The sequence below is a fragment of the Candidatus Enterovibrio altilux genome, from assembly GCF_002381345.1.
Taxonomy (GTDB): Bacteria; Pseudomonadota; Gammaproteobacteria; order Enterobacterales; family Vibrionaceae; genus Enterovibrio; species Enterovibrio altilux.
Genome location: NZ_CP020660.1, coordinates 97706 through 112271 on the forward strand (window position 1 = coordinate 97706; position 14566 = coordinate 112271).

Genomic DNA, 14566 nt, shown 5'->3' on the forward strand with positions numbered 1-14566 from the left:
CTTAGATTAGCGAAACCTAAGCCATGACAAAACGTTAAATAAGCTGACAAAACTAGGTGCACCTAACACGCAAGCGATGGTCTAATAGTGAATCATGTTGAGATTTGTTATCTGAACTAGAATTAAAAAGTAAAGCCACTTTTAAATCAGAATTAACGTATTGAAGTCAATGCCTGCGTTTGAATCCTTTGCGGACTGTACGTTGATTTTTGGATTCAAAATAAAATAACGAGAAGTGTACCTGCAAAAGTCAATAATACGTTCGCAATGGCGTAAGTGCCTGCGTAGCCAAGTGCTGGAACAATGCTGCTAGCATGTTGGTTCATCATATCCATCGCAGGTGCGCAAGTTCGAGCTCCGATGATGGCACCAAACAGTAGAGCACGGTTCATCTTTAGAATGTACGCCCCAACCAAATAAGCAAGAAGCACGGGAACAATACTTACAGCTAGTGCCCCCAGTATGATAGTGCAGCCCATTTGTTGTAGATATTCCCACAAATTTCCGCCAGCACTCAAGCCTATACCTACCATGAACGTCATTAAACCAAGTTCTTTCACCATATTAATTGCACCTTGAGGGACGTGACCAAAGGTTGGGTGGTTTGCACGTAAGAACCCAAGCAAAATACCCGAAATTAACAACCCAGATGTGTTACCTAGACCAAGTGTCATTTGGCCAAATGTCATGGTAACTAAACCAAAAATGAGGCCAAAGATAAAAAATGAGCAAAACGCCAACATGTCTGATACTTGACTGTGAATCGAGATAAAACCTATACGTTCAGCAAGTCCTAATACTCGGCGTTTTTCACCACTGACCTGTAATACATCGCCTTTAGATAACATGATGTTATGATCCATTGGCATTTCAATCTGTGCACGCACTACACGGTTCAAAAAACAACCGTATTCAGACAGGTTTAAATCAGAGAGGCGTTTTCCGATAATACTGCCGTTCTTGACCACAATCTCTTCTTCAACCACTTGCAGGTCGAGTAAGTCGCGGTCAAAGACTTCTTTGCCATTACGAAAAAATGGATCGAGACGTGCGTGACTATCAGGGTAACCTACTAAAGCAATTTCATCTCCTTCTTGCAAAATAGCATCACCGTCAGGGTTTGCTAAAATACCGTTACGACGTATACGTTCTATGTAAGAACCTGTTTGTCGATAAATGCCCAGTTCTCGCAAGTTTCGTCCATCCACCCAGTTGATGAGTTCAGGGCCTACCCGATATGCTCGGATGATTGGCAGATATACTTTGCGCTGAGATGAACTGCCTAGACCACGTTCCATGGTAATTTTTTGCGCAGAGTGCGCGAGATTTTCCTTTTGCAATTTAGGCATTAGGTTAGCGACCAGAATTAGACTAATAAGGCCAACGAGATAGGAGAGGGCGTAGCCCACACTGAGGTTATTTATCATCTCAGCAAGTTGTTGGGGGGAATAACCCATACCTGCTAAACCCGCATTAAGCGCATCTTTGGCGCCTACCAATACAGGCGTAGCGGTCATTGCACCTGCCATCATTCCTGTAGCAATGCTGTTATCCAAAGCAAATTGATAACGCATCAATAGTGTGATACCCACAGAAGCGCTGAGCACTGTAAGGGCAAGCACTAAATAGGATTTGCTATCGCGAAAAAAGACACCAAAGAAGTTTGGGCCAGCTTCGATGCCTACACAAAAGATGAACAGCATAAAGCCTATGTTCAATGCTTCAGGGCTAAAGATAAAACCAGCATGCCCAAAACTAAGGGCTGTCATAAGCATCCCAATAGAATTACCAAATTGGAAATTACCAATTCTGATTTTTCCAATGGCAAGACCAATAGCAAGAACAACAAAAAGAAGAAGAATATCATTTTGTACAAGCAAGTTGTATACGTCTATATTCACTTAACCGTAATCCGCATGCAAGAGGAGGAAAATTCTGGAGCGATATTATACACACTTTGTAGTTTTTGTAATGAAAAGGTTCGTAATACTTAGTATTTTATTCTATGAAATTATTAAAATTTAGACAATGGCTTATAAAAAGCTTTGTTTCCTAAATTAGGGCACTAAATTATCAATCTACGCTTTCAACAGCTCGGCTTATTAATGTTCGAGATTAATGAAAAAAACTACCCAGCTATGGAATCAAACTTAGCAGAATAATCATAAGAGACTTCGTTTACTTAGCAACTTAGCCATTGCGACAGCTCTCATGGTTAAAAGCGTATTTTTAACGCCTTTGAAAGATTTTAGAGGATTCATTAGTTCTATGTTCAAACTTGCTTAACTGCCAGTATTATACCCTCACTGGTCATGCATTAGCAAGTGAGCCAAAATGGTTAACGTCGAGTTCAAAATGAAGGCTAGGTGAAGACGATTGGAACAGCCTTGTTTCTTAATTCGAGTTCAGATAACAAATTTCAATATGATTCGCTATTAAACAATCGCTTTTGTTATAGGCATACCTAGTCTTATCAAATTATGTAACGTTTTTATCATCGCGTAGGTTTCGCTAATCTGAACGGCGTGCGCCCTTAGATTCAATGTCCTTTCAAGTGTTTTTTTGATTCAAAATATTACCGTCTCTGATAGGGAACGTTTATGGTAATTATACTTCTTTTCCAAGGCTGATTGAAACCGTATAACTTCTGGTAACTGACCGTTAAATTACGCGGGTAACTTCGTTTCCAAAAAGTTGTTTCTTTTCTTGGTGGTATGAGCAGAACCGTTCGTTTAATACGAACGGTTTCGTAGCATTGTTTGATATGGCAAGCACCATCGCCTGATATTTCATTGCTTCAGAAGCAGAGCTGTTTGAGTAAGTTAGACAGCACCTCACCGTCAGTCACATGTGATGTCCTTAACTTAACAGCAATGATTTCACGTGTATTTATATCTACCACTATATGTAACTCACGCCGGACTCGCCGTCTCCCATCAGTGCATGCTTTTTTACTTACTATTAACCTTTACCGTAACTTTCTGTTTCGTAAAATAGATGGTTAATGCTGGATAATTTTTTGAATCTTTGTCCTGAACGCGACGTTAATCATCTTGTCTCTCTTGCTAATGTCTGAATAGGGAGGACATGACAATGGCAGGTGAGTAAGTTTGAAAACAAAATTAATGAATCCTTGCAGATTTATCAACGTGTTGAAATACTTGTTTGACCATGAAAGCCGTCATAGTAGTTAATTTGTTAAATAAACGAGGTCTCCCATGATTACTCTGCTTAGTTTGATTCCATAGCTAAATGGCTTCTTCATCAACCCAAAAGATTAGTGAACCACGATTAATTAAAGTTTTATTATACTGTTTCCAGTTAATTATTTTGTAATGAAGCTTGTCCATAGACCTGTATATTTAAGTGAACTTAGCTGTTTAGAACGTAAATTGATAACTGAGCTCCCTGATTTAAAAAGCAAAGCCGGTCTTATATTCAAAATTATCGAAAATGCACAATAATGTGAATTAGTGCATGTATTGAATATGAGCATTATCTTTAAAGCACGATCAGTTTATTAAATACATGACCATAACATCAATACTAAGTGAAAAATTTGGTTGGCAAGCTTCATGCAATGATATGCACAGTAACGACATCGTGTGGATTGATAAACGTACTGACAGTTTTTACTGAATAGACATGCATAACGACAGTCAAAATGAAAAATGTCTAATTCAACAAACACACTGTATCTTGTTTCGGACATCATGGGAGCATATGCATGAAATTTAATGAGTTACCATTATGGTTCAAGTATATTATGCTAGTATTAATGTTGACGGTAGGTTTGAGTTATATAGCTGGAGAAGCTATTCGCTCATTTGAAAAACGTTATCTTGAGCAACAAATGGACACACAAATTAAAGCTAATTTTTCAGCGCTTGCAGCCACCTTTTCTGCTGATGTAATTGCTGAACGACGCACCTACTTGAACAATAAACTGAAACAGCTTGCTGTACATTACTCTGATCTTTGCTACGTATCTATCCTAAATATCAATGGCACTGAAGTAGGACAATGGGGTGACAGACCACATGATGACAACTCAATGGCATTAAATTTCACCAATAATATTAATCACGTAAATCAACTTGCAGGCTCCATGCGTATCTCGCTAAGCAAAAAACAGATGATGAAAGACATCAATGTTCACGTAGAGCAAATGCGTATGTACACTGCTATCACCTTGCTGACACTAGCAGCATTAATTTACATTATTTCTCAGTATTTATTACTTTCACCAATTTCCCGAATCAACCAACGGCTAATGTCAATCGCACATGCTGATTTTACTTTGCATAAAAGTCACGATGAACTCAAACGTCTCGATAACTGTGTTGACATGTTATCGGTTCACATCATGCAAAAAGAGGCAAGAGAACTTGAATTGGAAGAGGCCAAAGGGGCTGCAGTAACCGCAAATGTTGCAAAGTCTCAATTCATTGCAACCATGAGCCATGAAATTCGTACACCAATGCATGCTATCATGGGTGCTCTTGATATATTAAAAGAAGAGTCCCTTCCTTCATATTGTGAAAATCTTACCAAGATGGCTGATGATGCTGCTAATTTACTACTTAGTCAATTAAATGACATTCTCGATTACTCTAAGATTGATGTAGGCACATTAAAGGTTCAAGAAGAAGAATTCGATATTAGTGAAGTGGGCAAAAGTGTTTTTGCTCTTTTCGAAACTGCGGCCAAGAAAAAAAACATTACTTTATCCTTTTGTAATAACCTAAATCATCGTTTTTTGGCCAGCACAGATAAAGGAAAATTTGCTCAAATATTGACAAACTTAGTTGGTAATGCACTTAAATTTACTAACGATGGCCAAGTAGAATTAATCATGACTCATACTTTTCCAAAAGGCATAAAAATTCAAGTTCGAGATTCCGGTATCGGTATTGATAATATATATAAAGACATCATATTCGAACCATTCAGACAGAAAGATGCCACCTTCGCCCGTAAGTATGGTGGTGTAGGTATGGGACTAGCAATATCAAGTAAATTAACAACATTGTTGGGTGGTAAACTGACCCTTGAGAGCAACGTTAATGAAGGAAGCGAATTTACAATTATACTTCCTTGCCAGATGCACTTCCCGGAAGAAAGCATATCTGCAATAGAGAACCACGAGTCATATCATACTAGCAGTGAAATACTTATTTTACTGGTAGAAGATAATGTTGCGAATCAACTCGTAGCAAGAACAATGTTAGAACGTTCAGGCTTTAAAGTTATTACCGCAAATAATGGGCGTGAAGCTATAGAAGCTATAATGCTAGATCATTATACAATAATTTTAATGGATTTACAAATGCCGGAGATGGACGGTTTTGAAGCTTGCAAAGCTATTCGAACACTCAATGAGCATGGTCGAGCTCTACCCATTCTTGCTATGACTGCAAATGTAAGCGATCAAGATAAAGAAAAGTGTAGACGTGTCGGTATGGATGATTTTTTACCGAAACCTGTGAGTAAAAAATGCATGATTAATGTAATATTAAAATGGGCTGGTAAAAAACATCTAGCATTTGACGCATAGATCGGTTTTATTTCTAAATTAAGGAACTAAATTATCAAGATACGTTCTAAACAACTAGATTCACTTAAATATTCAGGTCTGTGAACCCGCTTCACTACAAGATAATCAATTGGCAACAGTGTAATCAAGTTTTAATCAATAGTGGTTCATTAATATTCTGGATTGATTAAGAAGCTACTCAACTATGACATCAAACTAAGCGGGGGAATCATGGGTAACTTCGTTTATTTAGTGACTTACCACTTACAACGGCTCATGGTTAAACGCATATTTTTAATGCTATTGAAAGGGCAGTAAAAATTCATTAATTCTATTTTTCAAACCTACTCAATTACCGTTATTATGCTCTCATTATTCATGCATTAGCAAACGAGCCAAAACGGTTAATGTCGTGTGTAATATGAAGACTAAAGGCCTTACCCAGCACTTAGCTATTGATTCTACTAATCGGAAAATTTACGGTAAAAACGAACGGCGAATAAAAAAGTATGGCACTTACAGCAAGCGTCTAGTTTGACGTAAGTTACATTTAGTGATAGATATAAATACGGATGAAATCATTGCTGATGATTGAAATCTATCAAATATGACTAACAGTGTCGTGTTGCCTAATTTGCTTAAATAGACCAGATGAAGAATCATCAGGCGATAGTGCTTACAACGCCACACAATGTTACGCAATGGTTCGTATTAAATGAGTGATACCACTTATCTCACCAAGAACAGGGACAACTTTTGGGAATGAGGTCATCCTCGTAATTTAGCGGTTAATTTTTCGTAATTATACGGCAAATGAGCATGGCTGTGTTTCTTAATTTTAATTTAGATAGTACATCCCAACATAATTCACTATTAATAATTACTTTCGTGTGAGATATCCCTAGTTTTGTTAGCTTATGTAACACGTTTATCATGGCGTCGGTTTTTTAATTTAAGTTGTATGATTCCTTAGGCTCAATGTGCTTCTCAGTAGTTTTTTGACTCGACCTATTGCTGTTTTTATTAAAAAATATTTATTTGAATTGGCATTATTTCCTAAATAAAATTTAAATTTTCAATCAATACTCCAAACAGTTAGGCTCACTTAAATATTCAGGTTTATGAATAATCTGCGCTACAGAACAACTAACTGGAAGAAGTATAATTAAGCTTTAATTAATCGTGACTCACTAACATCCTGGATTGGTGCAGAAGCTATTTAGCTATGGAATCAAACGGAGCAAAGTAATCATGGGAGATCTCGTTAATTTAGCAACTGAGTCATTACGGTAGCCCTCATGGTGAAATGCATATTTTTAATACCATTGAGAGGTCTGCAAGGGTTAATTAATTTTGTTTTCAAATTTGCTCAATTGCCGTTGCCATGCCCTCACTATTCATGCATTAGCAAACGAGTCAAAACGGTTAACGTCACGTTCAAGACGAAGAATAAAAGAAACATTCAGCACTTAGCTATTGCTTCTATGGAGCTAAAAGCCTACGGTGAAGGAAAACGAAAAGTAAAAAAGCATGATACTGATGAAAAATGGGGAGTTTGGTGCAAATTACACTTAGTGGTAGATATAAATATGCATGAAATCATTGCTGCTGAGTTAAATGCATAAAATGTGACTGATGATGAAGTGCTACCTAATTTGCTTAAACAGACCCGCCAAAAAATCAATGGAATATTAGCCGATGGTGTTTACGACACCAAACAATGCTACGAAATCGTTCGTATTAAACGAGTGGTTCCACTTATCCCACCAAAAAAAGGAATAATTTTTTGAAAATGAGGTTATCCGTGTAATTTAGCGGTCAGTTGCTAAAATTATACGGTTTCAATCAGCATTGAAAAACGAGGCATAGTTGCCATAAACGTTCCCTATCAAAGATGGCAATATTTTTAATAGAAAATTATTGGGAGGTACATTGAGCCTAAGAGAATACAATGCTCAGATTAGCGAAACTCCCGTCGCGATAAAACGTTAAATAAGTTTACCGGGTTAGATATGCTTAAAATGCAAACGATTATTTAATAGTTAATCCTGTTGAAATTCATTATCTGAACTCGAATTAGCAAATAAAGTCTGAACAGTGTGAAGCTCAAAGTGAGAAAAAGACATTCAGTTGATGATGAAGAAAAAATTAATATCTTGGCTAATGAGTGGATTGATGTGGGTGCATGGGGCAGTAATCGCAGGCATTAAATTTGACATTCATGGTCTCGAGGAACGATTGAAAGAAAATGTTAGCGTTTACCTTGATGCTATACCCGATAGCGAACGACAGTTGGATTTTGGTTTTCAAGCGCGTATTACCAACGAAGTCAGCAAAGCCCTGCAAGCACTTGGGCACTACGATTCGACAATCGTGTTTTCCATCGAAGATAATATGTCTAATAAAGATATCACTGTAGTTCTTGATATAAAAGATGGCCCTCCGATATTGATCACTGATGTTGATGTGCAACTCAATGGTGCTGCGGCATTCGATCCTGCATTTGCAACCTTTTTGAAATCGGCTCCTAAAAAGGGTGATGTATTAAATCAAGGACAATATGATGCCCTTAAATCTGGTATACAGAGCCTTGCCATTCGACGTGGATACTTCGATAGTGATTACGCACTAACGCGTTTAGAAGTCGCACCGAAGCTTAAAAAAGCGTATATTCGACTTCATTTCAATAGTGGAAGCCGTTATCACTTAGGTCAAATTATTTATAAAAATAGTCATATTAACGAACAGCTATTAGACAGTATATTGATGCTTAAAGAAGGCAATCCATATTTAGCTAGTGATTTAAGTGCTTACAATCAAGCATTGTCCAACACGGGTTGGTTCTCTTCGGTATTGATTGAGGCGGAGTTCGATTACATGCGCGACAATCGCATACCTATTTCAGTGTATCTTAATCCTGCGCCGAGCAATCAATTGGAAACTGGTATTGGTTACTCAACGGATTCTGGTCTTAGGGTTAAATTTGGTTGGATGAAGCCGTGGTTGAACAGGCGCGGGCATAGTCTGCATACGGATCTGTATGTGTCGAAACCAAAGACAATTTTGGGGTCTACCTACAAGATTCCTCTCGAAGGTTTTCAGCATAAGTATTATGAAGTGCAAATTGGTTTTGTTAAGCATGAGAATAGTAATATAGAGAGTTTTGCATGGTCGTCATCCGTTTCTCGTCACTGGAAATATGACTCTGGTTGGCAAGGCTCTGTGCATTTTAACTGGTTGTATACAGGTTATACGCAAGGTACAAATGTAAATATTATAAACCTATTCTTGCCGGGTATTAATTTTTTTCGCGTAAAACATCAAAGTGGTGCGATGTCATCCTGGGGGGGCAAAGAATCAATTACATTTGATGTCACCGATCGCCTATGGGGAGCTGAGATCAATTTGCGTCGCGTGGTTTGGCAAACATCATGGATCCGCAGTCTCAATACAAACAATCGAATTATCATGCGTTTGAATGGTGGTGGCGTGTTCACTCACGAATTTAAGCGTGTACCGCCATCACTGCGTTTCTTCGCCGGTGGTGATAACAGTATCCGTGGTTACGGGTATGAGTTAATTTCGCCAAAAAATAATATAGGTAAACCACTAGGTGGTAGCTACATAACGACTGGTAGCTTAGAATATAACTATCGGATAACAGGTAATTATTGGGTAGCTATGTTTACGGATGTAGGCGATACATGGACAAACAGAGCTCCGTCTTGGAATATGTCAGTTGGTGTTGGTGTACGTTGGGAATCTCCTATTGGTCCAGTACGATTTGATGTTGCCCATGGCTTTAAAAACACAAGAGATGACTTTCGATTACACTTTAGTTTAGGGCCAGAGCTATGATGCATTTAACTCAGTAATTTTGCGTCGCAGCGGTGCATTGATTATCACATTTGGGAGTGTAAAATTTGAAATGCTAGTCAGCTTCGTTTCCGAATATGAGTTCAGATAGTAAATTTTAACACAATTAACCACTAGATGCTTGCTCTGTGTTAGGCATGCTTAGCCCTGTTAACTTACGTGACGTTTTTATTATCGCGTAGGTTTCATCAATATGGGCATTGTAATTTTTTTGGCTCAATGTCCCTCCCAATAATTTTTTGATTCAAAACATTGCTGGATTTGATATGGAACGTTTATGGTAATTATACCTTATTTTTTAATGTTGATTTGAACCGTATCACTTCTAATAACTAACCACTAAATTACGTGGTTAGCCTCTTTTTTAAAAAGTTACTTCTTTTCTTGGTGGGATGAGTGGAACCGCTCGTTGAATACGAATAGTTTTGTAAAATTATTTTATGTCATCAGCAATATTGTCGGATAGCCAATTGATTTTACAGCAGATCTCTTTAAACAAATTAGGCTGCTTTTTACCGTTAGTGGAATGCTTTGTTACTTTTTATTCATCTTCATTGTAGACGTTGAGCCCTGTAAAATTAATGGCTACGTGTTGAATATTTTTTTTGAGCTTTATCTTGAACGCGACATTAACAGTTTTGGTTTGCTTGCTAATGCATGAACAATGAGAATAGGGCAACGACAGGACAGCTGAGCAAGTTTGAGCACAGAATTAATGCATCCTTGCAAACTTCTCAATTACATTAAAAATACGTGTTTGACTATGAAAACCATCGCAATGTTTAAATCGCTCAATAAACGAGGTTTTCCCCACGATTATCTGACAAGTTTTAGGTGCGCAAGTTGGCATCTTTAAGTTAATTGAGTCTCAGATATGGTTTTATCAAAATAATCAAGAATACTATCACTAGCATTTTCAATTAAATTTAATACATGTTCGAAATCACGAGTACTGCCAAAGTAAGGGTCTGGGATTTCATTCAATTTTGATTTACTATGACTTAAAAACAGTGAAATTTTATGTTTGTACTCAGGTGGACAGATATCTATAAGATCGGCATAGTTTGCTTTGTCTGCTGCTAAAATCATGTTACATCGTTCGAAATCAGTATCTTTTATCTGCCTTGAACGGATTCCAAAAAAACTGTACCCCCTTGCTTCACCTGCTTTTTTGCTACGATAATCTGGTTTACTTCCAGCATGGAAGCCAATGGTTCCAGCAGAATCAATATCCACGTTTAATCCGCGCTCTGCCGCTCGTGCACGCAATATAGCCTCACCTGTTGGGGAACGACAGATATTGCCCATACAGACAACAAGAATTTTAGGTATTAAAATAGATGTATCAGACAATTGACGGGACATGGTCCATCCAGAACTAGATATCAGTAAAATATGATGATACTTAATACGCTAAAATAGAGCAAAAATATTTTATTAAATTATGAGGTACTACTTACTCTTAATACTAGCATTGTTTCCTAAATCAGGTGAACTAAAGTATTAAGCTACGTTTTAATAGCTAGGTTCATTTAAATATTCAGGTATATGGGCAAACTTTACTGCAAAATAACCAACTAATAGTAGTATAATAAAGCTTTACTTGATCATCGCTCACTAATATTTTAAATTGATGAAGAAGCTATTCAGCTGTAAAATTAAACTAAGCTGGGTAATAGGGGGGGAGATCTCGTTTACTGCAGAACTTAGCTATTACGACGATTCATGGTCAAATGTGTATTTTAATGCCATCAAAAAGTCTACAAGGATTAATTTATTTTGTTTTCAAAGGTGCTAAATCATCGTTTCAATGTCATCATTATTAATGCATTTGCAAGTGAATCAAAACGGTTAATGTCGCACTCATGACGAAGATTAAAGGAACCATTTAGCACTTAGCCCTTGGTTCTGCGAGGATGAAAATTTACAGTGGGGGCGGATTAAAAGTAAAAAAGCATTGCATTGATGGGAAACGTAGAGTCTGGCACAAATTACATTTAGCGCTAAATATAAATACGCATAAAATAATTGCTTCTGAGTTAAGTGCATCAAATGTGACTAACGACGAGGTGCTATCTAACTTATTCAAACAGACTTGTCAAAAAAATTAATTAAATATCAGCCGATAGAGCTTATTATATAAGATAGTATTACAAAACTCTTTGCATTAAACGAGCGGTTTCACTCATATTCCACCTAAAAAGAAGTCGCTTGTGAAGAACATGGTTATCCACAGAATTTAGAGGTCAGTTACCATAAATTTTTCGATGAAAGACGGTAATGTTTAGAGTCAAGAAGCTATTCGGGGGGGGGACATTGAGCCTAAGGGATTACAATACTCCATATTGATGCAACTGGAGCCATGATAAAAGCATTAAATAAGTAGACTGAGCTAGATATGCCTAAAATGAAAGCAATTCTTTCATAGTTCATCATGTAGAAATTTGCTATCTGAACTCGCATTAAAGAACAAAACTATTGACATTAAGAATAATTGATTAGCTAAACTGGATGATGAAAACAATCATCTATATGGGTGGCTATCGCTTTCAAAATGTCACGCCGTGAAACAATACCTACTAATCGCCCATTTTCACACACAGGATATACTTTTGGTATCCCTGGCAGCATTTGTTCTGCAAGTATAATGATGTTGTCGTCAGGCGTGATTGTAACAACTTCTTTATGCATACAGTCTTCGACCGTATTGGTGTCTTGGCAGTAATAACCCACTTTTAACAGTTTATGGATCATATCCTGCTCAGACAAAAAGCCCATAAGATGACTATTATTATCAATGACAGGACCGCCTGTTTGATGAAAATTTAACAGTTTTTTCAGTGCGATCGACAAAGTCATAGAAGTTTTAAAAGTCACTGGTTTCTAGTCATATAGTCTCTGACTTTTATTGATTCCATAAATCCCCCTATTTGGAACATTAAGTAGCCTGAACTGCGCACAATAAAGTAGCTAATACCACAGTGAGTGACCTAAGTGTTTGAAAAACTATTGATTACACAAGTATGTGCACAAAAATAATGGAGACGCTATTTTTGTCAATGTTGACGGTTTCTGCCAAATTTTTTCACTATATGGAAAAACACCTAATTTTTCGATGTCAAACAAAGAAACAAGCCTTTCGTCTCGCTATCCGCGTAATAATGGTGAGAGTAATAGTTTTTCATCAATTTTGGCATCGAGACTCCAAAATTTACTACATTCATTTTGTTTACCGCTACCTCACTAATTAATTTGCTGAATTAACAATTGCACGTAAATGCTCATGTCCGTGCAAAATATGCTGGTTCAACTTTGCTCTTACCTTATTCACCGTTTGGCTTATGCGCCGTTTAAATTAATTAAAAACAGAGCATAACTCTTTACGTTACTATTTAGTGTTGACTAAGGGGGTGAAACTACTAACATTATTCTAGTTTAGACAGTAAATTTCAACATGATTTGACTATTAGACAATCGCTTTCGTGTTAGACAGACTTCGTCCTGTCATCTTACGTAATGCTTTTACCATGGCGTCGGTTTCACTAATCTGAGCTATGTGATTTCTTAGGCTCAATGTCCTTCCCAGTAGCTTTTTTAACTCGACCCATTGCTTTTTTTGCTATGGAACGTTTATGGTGATCGGCTTTATTTCCTAAATAAGGGAACTAAATTTTCAATCAACACTCTAAACAGTGAGGCTCACTTAAATATTCAGGTTTATGAATAAGCTTCGCTACAAAATAACTAACTGGAAGCAGTATGATCAAGTTCTAATAAATAGTAGCTCACTGACATTCTGAATGGATGAAGAAATTATTCAGCTATGGAATCAAACTAAGCAGGATAATCATGGGAGACCTCGTTTACTTAGCGACTTACCCATTACGATGGCTTTCATAGTTAAACGCGTATTTTCAATTCCATTGAGAGGTCTTTAAGAATTAATTAATGCTGTTTTTAAATTTGTACAGATGCCGTTATCATGCCCTTACTATTGATGCATTAACAAGCGGGCCAAAATAGTTAACTTGTGTTCCATATGAAGGTTCAAAGTTTATGGTGAAGGTGAATAGAAAGTAAAAAAGCATGGCTCTGACGGTAAATCTTGAGTCTGGCACAAGCTACATTTAGCGATAGATATAAATATGCATGAAATTATTGCTGTTGACTTAAGTGCATCAAATGTGGCTGACGGTTAAATGCTACTTTACTTGCTCAAACAGATCCGCCGCAGAATAAATGAAACATAAGATGAGGGAGTTTACGACCCTAGATAATGTTACGAAATCATTCGTATTAAATGGGGAGTTTCAGTCATTTTACCAAAAAAAGGAACAATTTTTTAAAAACGAAGCCATCCGTGTAATTTAGCGGTTAGTTACCAGAAGTCATGCGGCTCAAATCAGCATTCAAAAACGAAATATGATAGTCATAAACATTTTTTAACAGAGGCGATCATCGTTCGAGTTAAAAAATTTTTTAGAGGAACATTGAACCTAAGGGAGCATGATGCTCAGATTAAGGAAACCTACGCCATGCTCAAAGCGTTAAATGAACTTACCGGGCTAGGTATTCCTAAAACAACAGTGATTGTTTAATTGTTAATCATATTAAAATTGATTATCTGAACCCGGATTAGGAAACTAAGTCGAAACAAGGCCAAATAAAAAAAGTTATTGATTGTAATAACTTTTTTTATTTATGCCTATTAACTTTAGTGATTAGGCAGTGTAAGAATTATCTAGTGAAAACACGGCTACGTAGTTCAAAAATTAATTTTTCTGCACTGCATTCAAATTTTAGTTTCACTTGTAGCCGATTGAACGCAAAATCGGTTGCTTCATCAAAGTCATGAATGACATAAGCATTTACTTGCTTTGCTAGAGCTAAATAATCGTGAAACTTAGCAATAGCAGCCGTTTTGTTTGAAGCAAATATTTCAACGTCAGCAACATCATCTCCTTCACTAATAACATAACCTATTTCAACGGCAACCCCGCATGCATCACATACTTGATATTCTTTGTGGTTCATTGTGTGCTCTCTTGATGAGGGATAATAATAGTTATTATCCATTAAAATTTTCGTAATATTACTAAATCAAACATTCATAGCTGTGAATTTTTTTGTTGGGATGGAAGTCGCTATTGTATA

General features: G+C 36.9%; 6 protein-coding genes and 7 pseudogenes. 6 read left to right on the forward strand and 7 right to left on the reverse strand.

Features of this window, described 5'->3' with window-relative positions; all coding sequences use genetic code 11:
• Positions 1-215: 215 nt before the first annotated feature.
• Positions 216-1901 (reverse strand): aspartate:alanine antiporter, encoded by a 1686-nt coding sequence (locus BTN50_RS00430; protein ID WP_096618625.1) that lies wholly within the window; start codon positions 1899-1901, stop codon positions 216-218.
• Between the two features lie 534 nt (positions 1902-2435).
• Positions 2436-3350: pseudogene (locus BTN50_RS00435) on the reverse strand (IS5 family transposase).
• A 377-nt stretch (positions 3351-3727) separates the two neighbouring features.
• Here BTN50_RS00435 and BTN50_RS00440 point away from each other — a divergent pair.
• From BTN50_RS00440 to tamA, 4 genes and pseudogenes are all read left to right on the forward strand, one after another.
• Positions 3728-5557 carry a response regulator gene (locus tag BTN50_RS00440; protein ID WP_096618626.1) on the forward strand — a complete coding sequence of 610 codons (1830 nt, stop codon included), beginning with the start codon at positions 3728-3730 and terminating at the stop codon, positions 5555-5557.
• 80 nt (positions 5558-5637) lie between these two features.
• Positions 5638-6326: pseudogene (locus BTN50_RS10595) on the forward strand (IS5 family transposase); the annotation flags it as partial.
• Positions 6327-6711: 385 nt separating this feature from the next.
• Positions 6712-7575: pseudogene (locus BTN50_RS00450) on the forward strand (IS5 family transposase).
• A 94-nt stretch (positions 7576-7669) separates the two neighbouring features.
• Positions 7670-9394 (forward strand): autotransporter assembly complex protein TamA, encoded by a 1725-nt coding sequence (tamA, locus tag BTN50_RS00455; RefSeq protein ID WP_096618628.1) that lies wholly within the window; start codon positions 7670-7672, stop codon positions 9392-9394.
• Between the two features lie 559 nt (positions 9395-9953).
• On the opposite strand, the gene BTN50_RS09175 is transcribed toward tamA, so the two are convergent.
• Together BTN50_RS09175 and BTN50_RS00460 are read right to left on the reverse strand one after the other, a co-directional pair.
• Positions 9954-10091 carry a hypothetical protein gene (locus tag BTN50_RS09175; protein ID WP_161492870.1) on the reverse strand — a complete coding sequence of 46 codons (138 nt, stop codon included), beginning with the start codon at positions 10089-10091 and terminating at the stop codon, positions 9954-9956.
• 173 nt (positions 10092-10264) lie between these two features.
• Complete coding sequence (locus BTN50_RS00460) at positions 10265-10777, reverse strand: low molecular weight protein-tyrosine-phosphatase (RefSeq protein ID WP_096618629.1); 513 nt, start codon at positions 10775-10777, stop codon at positions 10265-10267.
• Positions 10778-10999: 222 nt separating this feature from the next.
• On the opposite strand from BTN50_RS00460, the pseudogene BTN50_RS11870 reads away from it, so the two are divergent.
• A pseudogene (locus BTN50_RS11870) lies at positions 11000-11798 on the forward strand (transposase); the annotation flags it as partial.
• 116 nt (positions 11799-11914) lie between these two features.
• On the opposite strand, the pseudogene BTN50_RS00470 reads toward BTN50_RS11870, so the two are convergent.
• A pseudogene (locus tag BTN50_RS00470) lies at positions 11915-12330 on the reverse strand (CBS domain-containing protein).
• Between the two features lie 548 nt (positions 12331-12878).
• Positions 12879-13050 (reverse strand): annotated as a pseudogene (locus BTN50_RS10600) (IS5/IS1182 family transposase); the annotation flags it as partial.
• 81 nt (positions 13051-13131) lie between these two features.
• Here BTN50_RS10600 and BTN50_RS00475 point away from each other — a divergent pair.
• A pseudogene (locus BTN50_RS00475) lies at positions 13132-14010 on the forward strand (transposase).
• A 139-nt stretch (positions 14011-14149) separates the two neighbouring features.
• Here BTN50_RS00475 and BTN50_RS00480 read toward each other — a convergent pair.
• Positions 14150-14446, reverse strand: coding sequence for a DUF406 family protein (locus BTN50_RS00480; protein ID WP_096618631.1), 297 nt, complete (start codon positions 14444-14446; stop codon positions 14150-14152).
• Positions 14447-14566: the final 120 nt, after the last annotated feature.

Coding starts and splice junctions, on each gene's coding strand:
- BTN50_RS00460 (WP_096618629.1), bottom strand. CDS start 10,777: ATGTCCCGTCAATTGTCTGATACATCTATTTTAATACCTAAAATTCTT.
- BTN50_RS00480 (WP_096618631.1), bottom strand. CDS start 14,446: ATGAACCACAAAGAATATCAAGTATGTGATGCATGCGGGGTTGCCGTT.
- tamA (WP_096618628.1), top strand. CDS start 7,670: ATGATGAAGAAAAAATTAATATCTTGGCTAATGAGTGGATTGATGTGG.
- BTN50_RS00440 (WP_096618626.1), top strand. CDS start 3,728: ATGAAATTTAATGAGTTACCATTATGGTTCAAGTATATTATGCTAGTA.